This window comes from Sphingobium sp. TomMM15 (assembly GCF_055397045.1).
Window position 1 is genome coordinate 889,309 of sequence record NZ_AP027314.1, and the last position, 16,883, is coordinate 906,191.

Consider the following 16,883-nt stretch of genomic DNA (forward strand, 5'->3'; position numbering starts at 1 on the left):
CGTCAGTGAACCCGTTTGATCCAGGTCTGGCCGTCTGCCCGCGTTTCCGTGATGAAATTGGGGATCGCCTGCACCAGGTCCGACAGGCGCTTGAAACCGTAATTGCGCACATCGAAGCTGGATCGGTTGCCGACGCGTTGCCCGACTGGTCCCAGCGCGGCGAAGCCTTTCTCATCGCGCTTGGCCGCATCATAGGCTTCTATCAAGAGACGGACGACTTCATCATCCACCTTCTTATATTCATTCCTGGCTGGCGCGGCGGCTTTGGTCGAGACGTCGAGCGGCGTCGGTTCCGGCATCGCTTCGGACGCCGATGCCGTCAGAGAGCGGGCTAGCGCGGCTACGTCGATGAAGCGGGTGCAGGCCCGGCGGAAGCCCTCGGGAGTCTTGTCCGAACCGAAGCCATAGACGTCGATTCCTTCCTGACGGATACGCGTCACCAAAGGCGTGAAATCGCTGTCGCTCGACATGAGGCCAAAGCCCGTGACCCGGCCGCCCGCCATCAGGTCCATGGCGTCGATCGTCATCTTCATATCGGTCGCATTCTTCCCCTTGGTGAGGTCGAATTGCTGCTGCGTTTCGATGGCCTGGGTCACAGCCTGCCGCGCCCAGCCCTTGAGCGAAGGCTTGCTCCAATTGCCATAGGCGCGGCGAATGTTGACCGTCCCGAGCTCGGCCAGAACAGTCAATACCGGGTCGAAATGGTCCGCGGAAGCGTTATCTGCGTCGATCAACAGGGCGACATTGCCGCTGGGGATCGCCGAGGGCATCAGGCCGATTCCAGCGCCGCCGGATGGAATTCTCCGGTCGCTTCATCCAGCAGATGAAGCTGCCCGTCTGCAATTGCGAAGAATGCGCCGACCAACTTCAATTCGCCATTGCGTTCCTTGGTGCGGACGCAGGGGAAAGTGCGAAGGTTGGCAAGGCTGACCTTGACCCCTTCCTGCTCCATGGCGCGATGCGCGTCGCGGCCGTGATCATCGCCGAAGCGTTTGACGACCTTTTCCCGCGCGCCATCAAGCATGTCTATCCAGTTATGGATGAAGCCGCCTTCTCCGGGAGGGGCGTCCTTCAGTTCCTGGCTGAGCGCCGCCTTGCAGCCGCCGCACTTGCCATGGCCCATGACGACGATCTCGCCAACCTTGAGTACCTGAACAGCAAACTCCAGCGCCGCTGAAACGCCGTGATGGCCCGGATTGGTTTCAAAGGGAGGCACGAGCGCGGCCACATTGCGGACCACGAATATTTCGCCGGGGCTGGTGTCGAAGATCTGCGCCGGATCGACTCGGCTGTCGGAGCAGGCGATGACCATGACGCGAGGGCTCTGCCCTTCGCTTAATTCATCCCATCTGCCACGCTGTTGAGTCCAGCCGGTGTTGCGGAAGCGGCGATAGCCTTCGAGCATGTCGGAAAAGTCGGTCATGCCCAAGTCTCTGCCCAACAATCTGGGGGCTGGCAAGAGTGGGCATGCATCGCTATTTGATGGCGCATGACAGACACCGCTCCGCTACCTGTGCAAGCCACTCCGCAACGTGCGCGCAAGCCCGATTGGATCAGGGTGAAGGCGCCTACCAGTCCGGGCTATAACGAAACCCGGAAGCTGATGCGGGAAAAGGGGCTGGCCACGGTTTGCGAAGAGGCAGCTTGTCCGAATATCGGGGAATGCTGGACCAAGAAGCATGCGACGGTGATGATCCTGGGCGACGTGTGCACGCGGGCCTGCGCCTTCTGCAACGTCAAGACCGGCATGCCGCGCAAGGTTGATCCGAACGAGCCGCAGAACCTGGCCGACGCCTGCGCGGAAATGGGGCTGGAGCATATTGTCATCACCTCCGTCGATCGCGACGATCTGCCCGATGGCGGCGCTTCGCAGTTCGTGAAGGTGATCGAAGCGTTGCGGCGGACGACTCCGGATACGACGATCGAGATTTTGACCCCGGACTTCCGGAACAAGCATGAACGCGCAGTCGAGATGATCGTGGCTGCGCGGCCGGATGTCTATAATCACAACCTTGAGACGGTGCCCCGCCTGTATCCAACGATTCGCCCCGGTGCGCGTTATTATGCGTCGCTGCGGTTGCTGGAGTCGGTGAAGAAGCTGGACCCGTCGATCTTCACCAAGTCGGGGATCATGCTTGGCCTGGGTGAAGAGCGTCTGGAGGTCCATCAGGTAATGGACGACATGCGTTCGGCCGACATCGATTTCCTGACCATGGGGCAATATCTGCAACCCACGCCGAAGCATGCCAAGGTGATGGAATTCGTGACGCCTGCGGCGTTCAATGCCTATGCAGGGATCGCGCGTGCCAAGGGATTTTTGCAGGTCGCATCGAGCCCGCTGACCCGTTCCAGCTATCATGCGGGCAAGGATTTCGCCGAGATGCGGGCGGCGCGTGAGGCTCAGTTGGCACGGGCAGCGCGCTGAAAACATGCCGAAGCATCACGAAACAAGGCCACTTCCCTACACGCCTGACCAGATGTTCGACCTTGTTTCGAATGTGGCGTCCTATCCTGAATTCCTGCCGTGGATCAGCGCGATACGCGTTCGTCAGGACAGTGATTCGGAGATGGTCGCTGACATGATCGTCGGCTTCAAAGGCATCAAGGAAAGCTTTACGTCGCGCGTGCACAAGCATCGGCCTGATTTCGTGCGCGTGGACTATCTGGAAGGCCCGCTCAAGCATCTGCACAACCTGTGGCGGTTCCGCGATGACGGGAAGGGCGGCGTCCTTGTCGATTTCGAGGTGGAATTTGAGTTCAAGAATCGGCTGTTCGAGATGATCGCCGGGCAAATGTTCGACAAGGCGCTGCGCAAGATGATCGGGGCGTTCGAAACGCGAGCGGCTGAACTTTACGGCGACTCAGGCAGCAGAAGCTCAAGCGCGCAAAGCGCCGCCTGAAGGCGCACGCCGCCCCGGCCGCTATCTTCGAAATGTCGCATATCAGCGACGACCTTGTCCGGGTTGCCGCCGCGTTCGGCGCGGGCGAAAACGACGGTGCCCACCGGTTTTTGCTCTGATCCGCCGCCGGGACCAGCGATGCCCGTGATGGCAACGGCTACATTGGCGTGGCTTTTGGTGAGAGCGCCCTGCGCCATTGCCCAAGCGGTGGCGATGGAAACGGCCCCGAAGGTTTCCAATACATCCTGAGAAACCTTCAGCAGCTCATTCTTCATGTCATTGGAATAGGTGATGAATCCCGCTTCAAAGACCTCCGAAGACCCGGCGATTTCGGTAAGAGCAGCGGACACAAGACCGCCGGTGCAGCTTTCCGCAACGGCGATGGTGCGGCCAGCGCGGCGATTGGCGATGATGACTCGCTCGGCGAGGTCAACCAACGGGGCGGGGAGGATGCGATCTGGCATGGGGTCAGAATAGCGCGGGGAGGGAGATGGTTGCAACGGCTTGTGCAGCGATGCCTTCGCGGCGTCCGGCAAAGCCCAGGCGTTCGGTGGTGGTGGCCTTCACGCTTACCCGGTCAAGGGGGATGGCTAACAGTTCGCTGATGCGCTGGCGCATTGCATCGCGATGGGGGCCGATCTTCGGAGCCTCACAGATGATCGTGACGTCGATATGATCGATGCGGCCGCCCCGGGATGTTACGCGTTCCCCGGCATATTCGAGGAATCGGGAGGATGCCGCACCGCGCCATTGTGGATCTGACGGGGGGAAGTGACTGCCGATGTCCCCTTCGGCAAGAGCGCCGAGCATGGCATCGACGATCGCGTGGATCGCAACATCCGCATCGCTGTGCCCCGCCAGTCCCTTTTCGTGGGGGACCTGAACGCCGCAAAGCCAAAGCTCCTCATCCACAGCGAACCGGTGCACATCATAGCCCATGCCGACGCGGGTCGTTCGCTGTGATGCCAGAAGCGCTTCGGCCCGGATGAAATCCTGGGGGTAGGTCAATTTTTCCAGCCTTTCGTCGCCGGGAACCAGAGTGACGTCATGGCCCGCGTGTCGCAGCATCTGGGCATCATCGGTGGCTTCGCGCCCATCGTCCCAATCGCGATGCGCGGCGAGGATGGCGTCGAAGTGAAATGCTTGTGGGGTTTGCACGCGGAACAGCGCTGATCGGTCGACAATGTCGCCTGCGAGGTCGCCCGCTGACCTTACCAATGTGTCAGCAACGGGCAGGGCGGGGATGGCGCCCGGCGCGAAGTCGAGCGCGGCCAGTAGTTGATCGATCATGGAAGCGGACAGGAAAGGGCGGGCAGCATCGTGGATCAACACCCTGTCGGCACCACCGGCGGCAGCGATAGCCTCAAGCCCGGCACGAACCGATCCGCGGCGGCTGTCCGCACCCTGGACGATGGACGTGACCTGATCCTCGTCAATCAGGGATCGGACTGTTTCCTCCTGCCCGGCGCCGACGACCAAGTAGACCGCACCGACTAGCGGATGAGCCGCCAGCGCTTGAATGGAGTGGGCCAAGACGGCCTTGCCCCCAATGTGACGAAATTGCTTGGGTGTATCGCCCCCGGCGCGACTGCCCTGTCCGGCGGCGAGCACCAGCGCGGCGACCCTGTGATTGCTCCTTGTCATCGCAGCGCGTGTAGCGAACGGCGGATCGCTCCGCCAGACGGCTTGCTTGCCGCATCGCCGCTTTTCCGCTAAGGGCTGCCTGTTTTTTAGGCAAAGCTGGTGATGCGCATAATTTCCCCCATCTCCGTCGGTCCGGTGACGATCGACATGCCCGTAATCCTGGCGCCGATGACTGGCGTCACGGATATGCCGTTCCGCACTTTGGTCCGCCGTTACGGATCGGGCTTGAACGTGACGGAGATGATCGCGAGCGCGGCGATGATCCGCGAGACGCGGCAGTCTTTGCAGAAAGCGGCGTGGCATCCGGTGGAAGAGCCGGTGTCGATGCAGCTTGCGGGCTGCTCACCGCAGGAGATGGCCGAAGCGGCGAAGCTGAATGCCGATCGTGGCGCGGCGATCATCGACATCAATATGGGTTGTCCGGTCAAGAAGGTGGTGAATGGCGACGCCGGTAGCGCTCTGATGCGCGACCTGCCTCTGGCCGCCGCGTTGATCGATGCGACGGTGAAGGCCGTCGATGTTCCCGTGACCGTCAAGATGCGCATGGGGTGGGATCATGCCAGCCTGAATGCCCCTGAACTGGCGCGGATTGCGCAGGATCTGGGTGCGAAGATGATCACTGTGCATGGGCGGACCCGTTGCCAGATGTACAAGGGTAGCGCCGATTGGGCGTTCGTGCGGAATGTGAAGGATGCAGTGTCGTTGCCCGTGATCGTCAACGGAGACATCTGCTCGATCGAAGATGCGGAAACGGCGCTGGAGCAGAGCGGCGCGGACGGCGTTATGATTGGCCGGGGCGCTTATGGGCGGCCCTGGCTGATCGGACAAGTGATGCACTGGTTCCGCACAGGGCAGCGCCTTCCCGATCCTTCGCTAGCCGAGCAATATCAGCTGATAACAGAGCATTATCGTGCGATGATCGAGCATTATGACGGCCTGACGGGCGTCAACATGGCTCGCAAGCATATCGGTTGGTATACCAAGGGGCTCACCGGATCGGCGGAGTTTCGTAACGCTGTCAATCAGGAGCCGGATGGCGACGTGGTGCTTGATATGCTGGCGCGCTTTTACGAACCGCTGATTGCACAGGACGGAGCGATCGAGACGCGCAAGGCGGCATGACGATGCCACTAAGCACCATCCCGCCGCCCCCGATGCAGCAGGATGTACCATCACCGTCGGAATTGATGATCGCACTCCCCGTGGCGACATTGATCGTAGCGCCGGACAACAGCATTGCCGATGCGAATGTCCGGGCGGAAACTCTGCTCAACATGGCGCGATCCGCGATCGTGGGAAGTGACGTCACGCGCACGGTTCGCATGGCGGATGCGAGTTCGCGCTTCGACATTTGGCATAGCAGCAAGCCGATCGCCGCCTATGACGTCAAGGTGCATGCGGGGCGAACGGCTGAGATGGAAGTCGATCTGATGATCGCCCCGATTGTCGACCATGAAGGGTGGCGGGTGGTGTCGATTCACGCTCAAAGCCATGCGCGGCAAATAGGTCATCGTGGCACCCCAGGCGGCGCGCGATCGGCCATGGGCGCCGCGGCCATATTGGCCCATGAGATCAAGAATCCGCTGTCGGGCATCCGTGGCGCGGCGCAGCTTCTGGAGTCCGGCAACGATGGACGCGACGCCGTGCTGACCCAGCTGATCTGCAATGAGGTCGACCGGATCGCCGCCCTGATCGACCGTATGCAGGATTTCACGACCGATCACAGGCTGGAATGCCGACCGGGCAACATCTATCCCATGATCGATCGGGCGGCAAACATCGCCGCTGCCGGTTTTGCAAGAAATATCAGGATCATAAAACGTTACGATCCATCATTGCCATTTGCCGTCATCAATGACGATGCGCTTGTGCAGATCATGCTCAACCTGCTGAAAAATGCCGCCGAGGCGCTGGATGAAGTCGAAGAGCCCTGCATCCGCGTTGAAACCGCGTTCCGCCATGGCGTGTCGGTCGTGCTGGGCGATGGAAAGGGCAGCGCGGTACTGCCGATCGAGATACTGGTCATCGATAATGGGCCGGGCGTGCCGGAACATATATTAGATCACCTCTTCAACCCCTTCATCACGGGCAAGCGCGATGGGCAGGGGCTGGGGCTGGCGCTGGTCGATAAGCTGGTGCGGGACATGAATGGGTTCGTCCAATATTCACGCGATCCAGACGCGGGCGAATCGACGTTCCGTATCCTGCTTCCCATGGGGATGGGAGCATGACGACCACGGGGTCGATACTGGTCGTCGATGACGATCCCGCCATTTGCATGGTGGTCGGGGAAGCGCTGCGTCGGCAGGGTCATAAGGTGAAGACCGCGTCGTCCATTCGCGAGCGTAGCGCCCTGATCGACAGTTTCTCGCCGGATGTGCTCATAACTGACGTCATGCTGCCGGATGGCGATGGTCTGGACGGCGTCGCGGAGATCCTGGAGCGCAGACCAGACCTTAGCGTGATCATATTGTCGGCGCAGAACACTTTGAACACGGCGATCCGGGCGACGGAGAAGGGGGCCTTCGAATATCTCCCCAAGCCGTTCGACCTCAATGAATTGGCACGGGCCGTTGGTGACGCCCTCGGCATGAACAAGGCCGAGGAGGGCAATCAGGAAGATGGCCTTCCCCACGACGGCCTGCCTCTCGTTGGCCGGTCCCCTGCCATGCAGGAGGTTTACCGGACGATCGCGCGGGTATTGTCCAACGATCTCAGCATTTTGGTGCTGGGGGAGTCGGGCACGGGCAAGGAACTTGTCGCCGAAGCGATCCATGGCCTGGGGCAACGCCGGACCAAGCCATTTGTCGCGATCAACATGGCGGCAATTCCGCGCGAACTGATCGAGGCCGAACTGTTCGGCTATGAGAAGGGCGCGTTTACGGGAGCCAATGTCCGTACCGCCGGGAAGTTCGAGCAGGCGCAGGGCGGAACCCTATTCCTCGACGAGATTGGCGACATGCCGATGGAGGCGCAGACGCGCTTGCTGCGGGTCTTGCAGTCAGGCGAGGTGACGACGGTTGGCGGATCGAAGCCGGTGCGGGTGAATGTCCGCATCGTTGCAGCCACGAACAAGGACCTTCCCAAGCTGATTGAGGAAAACAGGTTCCGGGAAGATCTTTATTACCGGCTGAATGTCGTGCCCATCCCCTTGCCTGCGTTGCGCGAGCGACGGGAGGACGTGATCCTGCTTGCAAGGCATTTCCTTGAACGCGCCGCGCAGGAGGGACTGCCCCGAAAAACGTTGTCGGATGATGCCGCGCAATTGCTGATGGCCTATCATTGGCCGGGCAATGTGCGCGAGCTTCAGAACCTGATGCAGAGACTGGCGGTGCTCAGCCGTGAGACCGTGATCGCGGGGGAGGTGTTGCGCAACAGCTTGCCGCTGGACCTTGTGCCTCCGGATTATGCCGCGCCCGCCGATCAATTGGTCCTGGCCGTGCGCGAATGGGCAAAGCGGCAGTTGGGGATCGGCATCGGACAGCCCAACCGCAATCTGCATGATGATATGCTGGCGGTCGTCGAACCGATCCTGTTGCAGGAAACGCTGGCGAGCGTGGATGGTAACCAGATCCGGGCGGCCGGGTTGCTGGGGATCAACCGTAACACATTGCGCAAGAAGTTGACCGACTATGGTTTGGACCCGCTGCAACTGCGCGTGTCGGACTGAGCCGGGACGAAACGACACAGGTGTTCGGCCAAGGGACAATCTGTCCCAAATACTGTGTTTGATCAGGCACGGCGTTGTTGTAAGAAAGCCACTATGGAAGGTGCAGTGACTCTCTCCACGCGAGGTCGGGCATGGAAGAGATATTTTCCGCCCTTCCTTCGACGTCATCTTGCTCCGCTGGTGGAGGCGGTCACGTTGATGCTGTTCCTTGGAACGGCGGGCATCACCTATTTCCTGTTATCGGGCCAGGGGCAATCCTACACGCTGCTCACGCCACCCATCGTCGCGCTGCTGCTGGTGGGAAATCTGGTTCCGGCGATCGCGCTTCTCGTGTTGCTTGGACGCCGGGTCGCGAAGCGCCGCGCCGCCCAGTCCGCGATAGGCAGCGACGGACAACTTCACGTCAGGCTGGTGGCCATCTTCTCGATCGTGGCCAGCGTCCCGATGTTGCTGGTCGTCATCTTTGCCTCGCTGTTGTTCCAATATGGCGTGCAATTCTGGTTTTCGGACAGCGCGCGCGGAATGTTGCAAAATGCCAGCGACCTCGCGCGCGGCTATTATGAGCAGAATCTTCGCGAGGTGGGCGACGAAACGGTCACGATGGCGAGCGACTTGCGGGATTATCTCGGCCAGTCGAAAGTATCGAGCCCGCGCTTCGCCGAGGGTTATATCTACCAGGTCGTCACGCGAAAACTCAATCGTTCGGCAATCATCGAGGTGGGCAAGGACGGCGTGGCTCGCACCGCTGCGACGGTCGACCCGGATAGCAGACCTGCTTCAGAAATGCTGTCGCCCGATGTCATCAAGAGACTGGAAGCAGGCGAGAATGTGGTTGTTGCAGCGAAGCCAAACCAGATTCAGGCCGTGACGCTGCTCTACCCCGGCGCGAAAATCTATCTTTATGCCACTCGGGATTCCGGTTCGACCGCGTTCAGCAATGTGGAGCGCGCGCAGAAGGTCCTGTCCGACTATGATATTTTCGCCGCCCAATCACGCGCCCTTCAGTTGCGGTTCAACGTCGCCCTGTTCGTGGGATCGCTTCTGCTGGTCGGTATAGCGGTCTATATTGCGTTGGCGGTTGCGGACTGGATGGTTCGCCCAGTGAACGAGTTGGTGACAGCTGCCCGGCGGGTGACGGCAGGTGACTTGTCCGCCCGTGTCACCAGCCCGCAGTCCCGCGATGAAATCGGAACGCTCGCGTCTGCCTTCAACAGGATGACCCAGAGGCTGGAGGCGCAGACAGGCGCGCTCGTCGCCGCGAACAGCCAGTTGGATGAACGTCGCGCCTTTATCGAGGCCATCCTGTCAGGCGTTTCCGCAGGCGTGTTGTCGGTGGACAGGGAAGGGGTGATCCTGCTTCTCAACAGTTCGGCCGCCGCTATTCTGGTGAAGGACGGCGATGATCCGGTAGGGCGACCGCTGAGCGCCGTTTCGCCGGAACTGGCGGCTCTCATTGCTTCGGAGGAGGGGGCGGGGATCGTGCAGACGCGCGCGCATGGCGAAATGCGGACCTTGGCGGTCAAAGTGTCCGAAGACGCATCGCGCCATATCCTGACGTTCGACGACATCACGCAGCAATTGTCCGATCAGCGCCGCGCCGCATGGTCAGACGTGGCCCGCCGGATTGCGCATGAGATCAAGAACCCGCTGACGCCCATCCAGCTCGCGGCGGAGCGCTTGCAGCGCCGCTACGCCGAGGAAGTGACGAGCGACAAGGCGACCTTCACACGCCTGACCGGGACCATCGTCAGGCAGGTAGGCGATCTGCGGCGGATCGTGGATGAATTCTCCTCGTTCGCCCGGATGCCCAAACCTGTGTTCCGCCGCGAGGCTGTTGCGGATATCGCCCGTCATGCCTTGTTCCTGCACGAAGTCGCGCATCCCGACGTCAAATTTGAATTTCATGGCGGGCCGCATGATATGGAACTTGTCTGCGACCGGCGACAGCTGGGTCAGGCGCTGACCAATATCGTTAAAAATGCCGTGGAGGCTATCGAACCCAAGCCTGAACCTGCCGAGGGCGGAGTCCGTGGTCATGTTCGCATGACGGTCGGTCAGGAGGACGGCAATCTGCTCATCAACGTCAGCGATGACGGGGTCGGGCTTCCGCCGGAGCGGGAGAGGGTGCTGGAACCCTATATGACGACCCGCAGCAAGGGGACGGGCCTGGGCCTCGCCATCGTCAAGAAGATCGTCGAGGAACATATGGGCGAAATCCGCCTGGAAGATGCGGAAGGCGGAGGGACGAGCGTTACGTTGCGCTTCCCCACTGCCGCTCTTGAGAAATTGGAAGAAGGGCAGGTCGTAGCATTGCCCAAGGGAAAAGTGACAGCCAATGGCGCTTGATATTCTGGTAGTCGATGATGAAGAGGACATCCGCGATCTGGTCGCGGGCGTGCTTGAGGATGAGGGCTTTACCACTCGCACCGCTGCCAACAGCGACAGCGCGATCGAGGCGCTGGATACCAGACGTCCTTCGCTGGTCCTGCTGGACGTCTGGCTTCAGGGGTCGACCCTGGATGGTCTGGAATTGCTCGACGTGATCAAGCAGCGCGACGCGACCATTCCGGTGCTCATGATTTCAGGTCATGGCAATATCGACACGGCCGTGGCCGCGATCCGCAAGGGCGCGGCGGACTTTATCGAAAAGCCATTCGAAGCCGACCGGCTGCTGCATCTAGTCGCGCGCGCTACCGAAACCGAGAGATTGCGACGGGAAAATCAGGTCCTGCGTGCCCGGTTTGGACAGGATGACGAACTGACGGGCACTTCAGCCGCGATCAATGCGGTGAGAGCGACGATAAAGAAGGTCGCCGGAACGGGCAGCCGGGTGCTGATTTCCGGTCCTGCGGGCGTCGGCAAGGAAGTCGCGGCGCGCATGCTTCACAGCTGGAGCGGGAGGGCCGACGCGCCCTTCATCGTCGTGGCGGCGGCGCGCATGGACCCCGACCGGGTCGAAGAGGAGCTGTTCGGTGTCGAGGATCCCAGCGGCCTTGTGCGTCCCGGCTATCTTGAGCAGGCACATGGCGGCACGCTTTACCTTGACGAGATCGCCGACATGCCCGTGACGACGCAGGGCAAGATATTGCGGGTTCTGACGGATCAGAGCTTCACGCGTGTGGGCGGGCAGCGGCAGGTGAAGGTGGACGTACGCGTCATCTCTTCGACCGCGCGGGACCTAGCGGCGGAAATTGAGGAGCGGCGCTTCCGGGAAGACTTGTTCTATCGCCTCAACGTCGTGCCCCTGATCATCCCTTCCTTGTCGGAACGGCGAGATGACATACCACCGCTGGTCGAGCATTATCTCGCACGTTTCGCGGCCGAACGGCGGGTGCCGTCGCCCGAGATCGCCAGTGATGCCATGGCCGCGCTTCAGGCAAACGAATGGCCCGGCAACGTCCGCCAGCTGCGCAACGTCATCGAACGAACAATGATCCTTGCTCCGGGCGAGCGGATTGGCCGGATCGAGCTCGACATGCTGCCTAGCGAACTTTCGAGCAATGGCGCGGGTGAAGGGATGGGTCAGTCCGCGATCATGGGGGCGCCGTTGCGGGAAGCGCGGGAAAGTTTTGAACGTGAATACCTGCGCATTCAGATCAGGCGATTTTCCGGCAACATATCCCGAACAGCCACATTCATCGGCATGGAACGGTCTGCATTGCACCGCAAGCTCAAGCTGCTTGGGATCACGGATGGAAAAGACAATTGATGCAAGGGGATGAACGATAGCCCATCTGGGGCATGGACGTCCCTTCGCAATTGCGGTAGCTTTCTGATTGCCCCCGGTGAGCGGGGGCGGGCAAGACACCCTGCCCAGGGGTGCAAGAGCGGGTAACGTCCCGCCAATAAGGTGAAGACCATGGCAGAAAAACTCAATAATCTTCAGGACATATTCCTGAACAACCTGCGCAAGAGCAAGACGCCCGTGACCATGTTCCTGGTAAAGGGCGTGAAGTTGCAAGGGATCATCACCTGGTTTGATAATTTTTCGGTTCTGTTGCGGCGCGACGGCCAATCGCAGCTTGTCTACAAGCACGCGATTTCCACCGTGATGCCCGCTCAGTCGATGGACCTGACCGACCTTCGCAAGGCGAGCGACGGCAATTCAAAGCCCAAGCTGCTTCAGGAAATATTCCTGAGCGCCGTTCGCAAGTCCGGAAGCCCGGTCACCATGTTTCTGGTCAACGGCGTGATGTTGCAGGGCGAGATCGCTGCATTCGATCTTTTCTGCATGCTGCTGGAGCGCGACGGCATGGTGCAGCTTGTCTACAAGCATGCCATCTCCACTGTTCAACCTCTCCATGCGCTCGACCTGAGTGGCGAAGGCGAGGGCGAGGATTGACCAATCTATTTCGGTACGGCCCGCCTTCTGATGAGGCGGGTCGGCGCTTGATGCGTTAGCCGCTTATGGCCGTCTTCAACAGGGACTCTGCCGACGAAGTATCGCGCGGCGCGCGGGCCGTGGTCGTGCGCGCTGAAACTCATGGGGTGGAACGGCGCGACAGTGATGCCCGGCTGGAGGAGGCGAAAGGCCTCGCTCTGGCTATCGGCATAGATGTGCGCGCGGCGCAGGCGTTTCGTGTGCGGGATCGGAAGCCCGCAACGCTGTTCGGAAGTGGCCAGGTCGACCAGATTGCGACGCTTGCGCGGATGGAAGATGCCGAACTGGTGATTGTCGACAACGCGTTGAGCCCGGTTCAGCAGAGCAATCTTGAAAAGGCGACCGAAGCCAAGGTGATCGACCGAACCGGGTTGATCCTGGAAATCTTCGGGGAGCGTGCGGCCACTAATGAGGGCCGCCTTCAGGTCGAACTAGCCCATCTTGATTATCAGGCGGGCAGGCTGGTGCGTAGCTGGACCCACCTTGAACGGCAGCGTGGTGGGTTTGGATTCCTTGGCGGTCCCGGTGAAACGCAGATCGAGGCGGACCGGCGGATGATCCGGGATCGCATGGCAAAGATCAGGCGTGAACTTGACCAAGTGACCCGTACGCGCAGCCTGCATCGGGCGCGGCGGCAACGGGCTCCCTGGCCTGTGATCGCGCTTGTCGGCTACACCAATGCTGGCAAGTCAACGCTTTTCAACCGCATGACGGGCGCCGATGTCATGGCGGAAGATTTGCTGTTCGCGACGCTGGACCCGACCATGCGCCAGATCGCATTACCGGGATTGGACAAGGCGATCCTGTCGGACACGGTCGGTTTTGTGTCCGACCTTCCTACACAGTTGATCGCAGCGTTTCGCGCCACGCTGGAAGAGGTGCTGTCGGCTGACCTCATCATACATGTCCGCGACATCGCCCATCCTGACAGCGAGGCGCAGCGTGATGACGTGCTGGATGTGCTGAGTGAGCTTGGTGTTACGGGTGAGGGCGCTCTTGAGGGCGGAGCGGGGGACGACGCCCCCCCGATTATCGAGGCGTGGAACAAACTTGATCTGCTGGGTGAGGAAGAAGCTGCGCAACTTCGGGAAATCGCGGAGCGGCGCGGAGATGTCGTGATCCTTTCCGCCCTGACCGGAGATGGCGTGGATGATCTGCAACGATGCATAAGCGCCAGACTGACTGCTGGAGCGCAAATCCATCAGCTTCGGGTGCCGTTGGCGGATGGCGCTGCCGTTGCCTGGCTTCACGAGCATGGTGAAGTGATCGGCAGCGAAACGGTGGATAGCGAGCTTGTCGTCAAAGTTAGGCTGTCCGACTCTGCCCTTGCCCGGTTCAGCAAACGCGCGGCTCCTTGACCGGCTAAGGGCGGGCCAATTCGCGTTTGGCCTGCCGCCAGAGAGCTTCCTTTCCATCGAGGTCGAGGCTTTGGAATCCATTGCCCGCGGTCTGTTCCATGACGCGGAAGCGGGCCTCGAATTTCGCGTTGGCGGTCCGTAGCGCGGTTTCCGGGTCGACCTCTAGGTGCCGGGCCAGGTTGACCACGGCGAACAACAGATCGCCGACCTCCTCCTGATGTTCTTCGGGCGATGTGGCGTCGTGAACTTCCTGCAATTCCTCCTCGATCTTTGCGACAACACCCTGGGTGTCGGGCCAGTCGAAACCGGTGCGGGCGGCGCGCTTCTGGAGCTTTTCGGCGCGCAGTAGTGCGGGGAGCGCGTTGGCGACGCCAGCAAGAGCGCTGCTGTCGGGTTCTCTGGCAGCGCGTTCGGCTGCTTTGATCGCTTCCCATTGAGCATGGCCATGTTCGCGTTCGGCACCTTCGCCGAAGATGTGCGGATGGCGGCGGATCATCTTGTCGGTGACGCCGTCGATGACGGCTTGAAGATTGAAGTGCCCGGCTTGTTCGGCCATGCGACTGTGGAAGGCTACCTGTAGAAGGAGGTCGCCGAGTTCGTCGCAGAGCGCGGGCATGTCGTTGCGTTCGATGGCGTCGGCGACTTCATAGGCTTCCTCGATCGTGTAGGGGGCGATGCTGGCGAAATCCTGCTGGATGTCCCAGGGACATCCGGTGTCCGGATCGCGGAGACGGGCCATGACGTTTGCGAGCGGCATGATGTCGGCGGGGCTCGCTTTGGTGCTGGATGACATGGGGGTCCTGAAATCAAGAAGGAGATGGCGAGAAGATAGAGTTTTGGTGGGGGGAAGGCTATCCCCTCCGAACTGACATTTGTATGATAATATATATTATGTTAAATGCGACTTGGGATGACCGTTCGTAGCGTACCCAGATGAGCCAATTAGTCACCTGCCACGAAAGGTGAGCCCCCTCATATCAGGCGATACCGAGAACGCCCCGTTTCAGTCTTCCAGGATTTGGCTGTGGCGACGGGTGTCAGGCATTTTGATGTAGATGATGAGCGATATGGCGATCATGACGCTTACATAGATGTAAAATGCCTGTTCAATGCCGATCTGCTTGAAATAGAGCGCCACGAATTCGGCCGTGCCGCCGAACAATGTATTCGCCAAGGCATATGGCAAAGCGACGCCAAGGGCGCGGATATGGGCCGGGAAAAGCTCCGCCTTCACGACGGCGTTGATCGATGTGTAGCCGGTGACGATGATCAAGCCCGCCATCACCAGCAGCCCCGCAACCAGTGGATCGCGAGTTACGGCGAGCGTGGCGAAGATCGGATAGGTGAGCAGCAGGCCCAGGATGCCGAAGCCGATCATCAACGGCTTACGCCCGATCCGGTCGGAGAGCGCGCCAGCGAGCGGTTGCAGAGCCATGAAAAAGAACAAGGTTATCCCATTGATCTGCGACGCTGTTTCCCGGCTGAGGCCCGACGTGTTCACGAGGAATTTCTGCATATAGATCGAATAGGCATAGAAAGCGATCGTGCCGCCCGCCGTGAGGAGCATCACGGTCAGTGTTTCGCGGGGATGTTTTGTGATGAGCTCGACAAAACCGGATCGCGGCGCTCCTTGGGCTTTCGCCGCATGGAAGCTTTGCGTTTCACTTAGCCCACGGCGCAGCCAGAATACGATCACGGCGAGAGCGCCGCCAATCAAGAAAGGTATCCGCCACCCCCATGCGTCAAGCTGCGCAGTGGTCAACACGCCCTGAAGTACAAGCAGCACGCAGATTGCGACGAGTTGCCCGGCGATCAGCGTAACATATTGAAAGCTGGAGAAGAAACCGCGCCGATCGCGTCCCGCCATTTCCGATAGATAGGTTGCGCTGGCCCCATATTCGCCGCCGATCGAAAGCCCCTGCATCAGGCGTGCAAGGACGAGCAGCAGGGGCGCCCCTACCCCGATCACATCATAGCCGGGCGTGACAGCGATGAGCAGCGAGCCGGCGCACATGAGCGCAACAGACAGGGTGAGACCGCTTTTGCGTCCATGCCGGTCCGCATAAATGCCCATCAACCAGGCGCCGATCGGCCGCATCAGGAAGCCCACGGCGAATATCCCGGCAGCGCTTAAAAGCTGGGCGGTGCGATCCTCGCTGGGGAAGAAATGCGGCGCGAAATAGAGGGTGAAGGCGGCATAGGCGTACCAGTCATACCATTCCACGAGATTGCCGGTGGATCCGCCGACGATCGCCTTCAGCCTTTCGCGCTGGGTCGGTGCGCGCAGCGCCAAGGTTGCCGTCATGGATTGAGCACCATCTCACCATTTTCGACGCCCCAGCTTTTGAGCCGGGACAGCATGTTCATCCCTATGACGTTCACCTCACCAAAAGCGGGTGATATGACGATGGGCAGATCGCTCGACCGGACCGGGCCGATGGCCAAAGTGGAGATGGAGGAACGCTTGGCGTCAATCTGGCCGTTCGCGGTCATCATCGACACGCCCGGTGCGTTCAGGTCAAAATTGAGCCCGGCCGCACGAGCGGAGGGGACGGAAAGGGCCGTTATGCTGGCGCCGCTGTCGATGAGGAACCGGGTGGCGGTGCCGTTGACCGTTCCTTCGACCCAGAAATGGCCATCAGGTGCCATGGGAATGCGAAGTGCCTGACCTTCGGCGCGGGCAGGAGGCGGTGTTGGCGGCGTTTCCTGCGAAACCGGCCCTGCCCCTTCCCCAGACATTCGGGCGGAGAAAAGTCCGGCTTTCTCACCAATTTTGAACAGTCCCAGCAGGGCCGCAAATATGGCGACCCAGACCAGTGCAAGGCGCAGCATGCCAGCCATGGGCATGCGGCGAGCCAGCAAGGCGGAGCCGACGAGAACAAGCGCGAGCACATACCAGATGCTGGAAGCCGCCTGATCCCCATTCATGC

The 16,883-nt window shown here is 60.7% G+C and carries 15 protein-coding genes and 1 pseudogene; 9 read left to right on the forward strand and 7 right to left on the reverse strand.

Annotated elements, in window-relative coordinates:
- Positions 1-2: 2 nt before the first annotated feature.
- Together ACZ51H_RS04575 and ACZ51H_RS04580 are read right to left on the reverse strand one after the other, a co-directional pair.
- On the reverse strand, positions 3-770 hold the full coding sequence (locus tag ACZ51H_RS04575; protein ID WP_464802567.1) for an NYN domain-containing protein: 768 nt from the start codon (positions 768-770) through the stop codon (positions 3-5).
- Positions 770-1,423: a carbonic anhydrase gene (locus tag ACZ51H_RS04580; protein WP_464802568.1), complete on the reverse strand. Its 654-nt coding sequence runs from the start codon at positions 1,421-1,423 to the stop codon at positions 770-772. Before ACZ51H_RS04580 ends, ACZ51H_RS04575 begins: the two co-directional genes overlap by 1 nt.
- Positions 1,424-1,467: 44 nt before the next feature.
- On the opposite strand from ACZ51H_RS04580, the pseudogene lipA reads away from it, so the two are divergent.
- Positions 1,468-2,425 (forward strand): annotated as a pseudogene (gene lipA / locus ACZ51H_RS04585) (lipoyl synthase).
- 4 nt (positions 2,426-2,429) lie between these two features.
- Positions 2,430-2,900, forward strand: coding sequence for a type II toxin-antitoxin system RatA family toxin (locus tag ACZ51H_RS04590; RefSeq protein WP_464794797.1), 471 nt, complete (start codon positions 2,430-2,432; stop codon positions 2,898-2,900).
- Here ACZ51H_RS04590 and ACZ51H_RS04595 read toward each other — a convergent pair.
- Positions 2,852-3,364, reverse strand: coding sequence for a CinA family protein (locus tag ACZ51H_RS04595; RefSeq protein WP_196226101.1), 513 nt, complete (start codon positions 3,362-3,364; stop codon positions 2,852-2,854). The two genes, ACZ51H_RS04590 and ACZ51H_RS04595, sit on opposite strands and share 49 nt — an antisense overlap.
- Before the next feature lie 4 nt (positions 3,365-3,368).
- Positions 3,369-4,544 carry a bifunctional 2-C-methyl-D-erythritol 4-phosphate cytidylyltransferase/2-C-methyl-D-erythritol 2,4-cyclodiphosphate synthase gene (locus ACZ51H_RS04600; protein WP_464802569.1) on the reverse strand — a complete coding sequence of 392 codons (1,176 nt, stop codon included), beginning with the start codon at positions 4,542-4,544 and terminating at the stop codon, positions 3,369-3,371.
- 102 nt (positions 4,545-4,646) lie between these two features.
- On the opposite strand from ACZ51H_RS04600, the gene dusB reads away from it, so the two are divergent.
- The 7 genes from dusB to hflX all read left to right on the forward strand — a co-directional run bounded on the left by dusB (position 4,647) and on the right by hflX (position 13,953).
- On the forward strand, positions 4,647-5,666 hold the full coding sequence (gene dusB, locus ACZ51H_RS04605) for a tRNA dihydrouridine synthase DusB (protein ID WP_460988067.1): 1,020 nt from the start codon (positions 4,647-4,649) through the stop codon (positions 5,664-5,666).
- Positions 5,663-6,775 carry a two-component system sensor histidine kinase NtrB gene (locus ACZ51H_RS04610; protein WP_449472316.1) on the forward strand — a complete coding sequence of 371 codons (1,113 nt, stop codon included), beginning with the start codon at positions 5,663-5,665 and terminating at the stop codon, positions 6,773-6,775. Before dusB ends, ACZ51H_RS04610 begins: the two co-directional genes overlap by 4 nt.
- The gene (gene ntrC / locus ACZ51H_RS04615) at positions 6,772-8,214 is read left to right on the forward strand and encodes a nitrogen regulation protein NR(I) (protein WP_464802570.1); all 1,443 of its coding nucleotides are present in this window, start codon (positions 6,772-6,774) and stop codon (positions 8,212-8,214) included. Before ACZ51H_RS04610 ends, ntrC begins: the two co-directional genes overlap by 4 nt.
- 93 nt (positions 8,215-8,307) lie before the next feature.
- On the forward strand, positions 8,308-10,560 hold the full coding sequence (locus ACZ51H_RS04620; protein WP_464802571.1) for a sensor histidine kinase: 2,253 nt from the start codon (positions 8,308-8,310) through the stop codon (positions 10,558-10,560).
- On the forward strand, positions 10,550-11,923 hold the full coding sequence (gene ntrX / locus ACZ51H_RS04625; RefSeq protein ID WP_449472322.1) for a nitrogen assimilation response regulator NtrX: 1,374 nt from the start codon (positions 10,550-10,552) through the stop codon (positions 11,921-11,923). The genes ACZ51H_RS04620 and ntrX overlap by 11 nt, the downstream gene beginning before the upstream one ends.
- A 150-nt stretch (positions 11,924-12,073) precedes the next feature.
- Positions 12,074-12,556 carry an RNA chaperone Hfq gene (gene hfq / locus ACZ51H_RS04630; RefSeq protein ID WP_196226095.1) on the forward strand — a complete coding sequence of 161 codons (483 nt, stop codon included), beginning with the start codon at positions 12,074-12,076 and terminating at the stop codon, positions 12,554-12,556.
- Positions 12,557-12,621: 65 nt separating this feature from the next.
- The gene (gene hflX, locus ACZ51H_RS04635) at positions 12,622-13,953 is read left to right on the forward strand and encodes a GTPase HflX (RefSeq protein WP_464802572.1); all 1,332 of its coding nucleotides are present in this window, start codon (positions 12,622-12,624) and stop codon (positions 13,951-13,953) included.
- Between the two features lie 4 nt (positions 13,954-13,957).
- On the opposite strand, the gene mazG is transcribed toward hflX, so the two are convergent.
- The 3 genes from mazG to ACZ51H_RS04650 all read right to left on the reverse strand — a co-directional run bounded on the left by mazG (position 13,958) and on the right by ACZ51H_RS04650 (position 16,881).
- A complete protein-coding gene (gene mazG / locus ACZ51H_RS04640; RefSeq protein WP_464802573.1) occupies positions 13,958-14,746 on the reverse strand; it encodes a nucleoside triphosphate pyrophosphohydrolase in 789 nt (262 codons plus the stop codon).
- Between the two features lie 210 nt (positions 14,747-14,956).
- Complete coding sequence (locus ACZ51H_RS04645) at positions 14,957-16,258, reverse strand: MFS transporter (RefSeq protein WP_464802574.1); 1,302 nt, start codon at positions 16,256-16,258, stop codon at positions 14,957-14,959.
- On the reverse strand, positions 16,255-16,881 hold the full coding sequence (locus ACZ51H_RS04650) for a retropepsin-like aspartic protease family protein (RefSeq protein ID WP_464802575.1): 627 nt from the start codon (positions 16,879-16,881) through the stop codon (positions 16,255-16,257). The genes ACZ51H_RS04645 and ACZ51H_RS04650 overlap by 4 nt, the downstream gene beginning before the upstream one ends.
- Positions 16,882-16,883 lie beyond the last annotated feature (2 nt).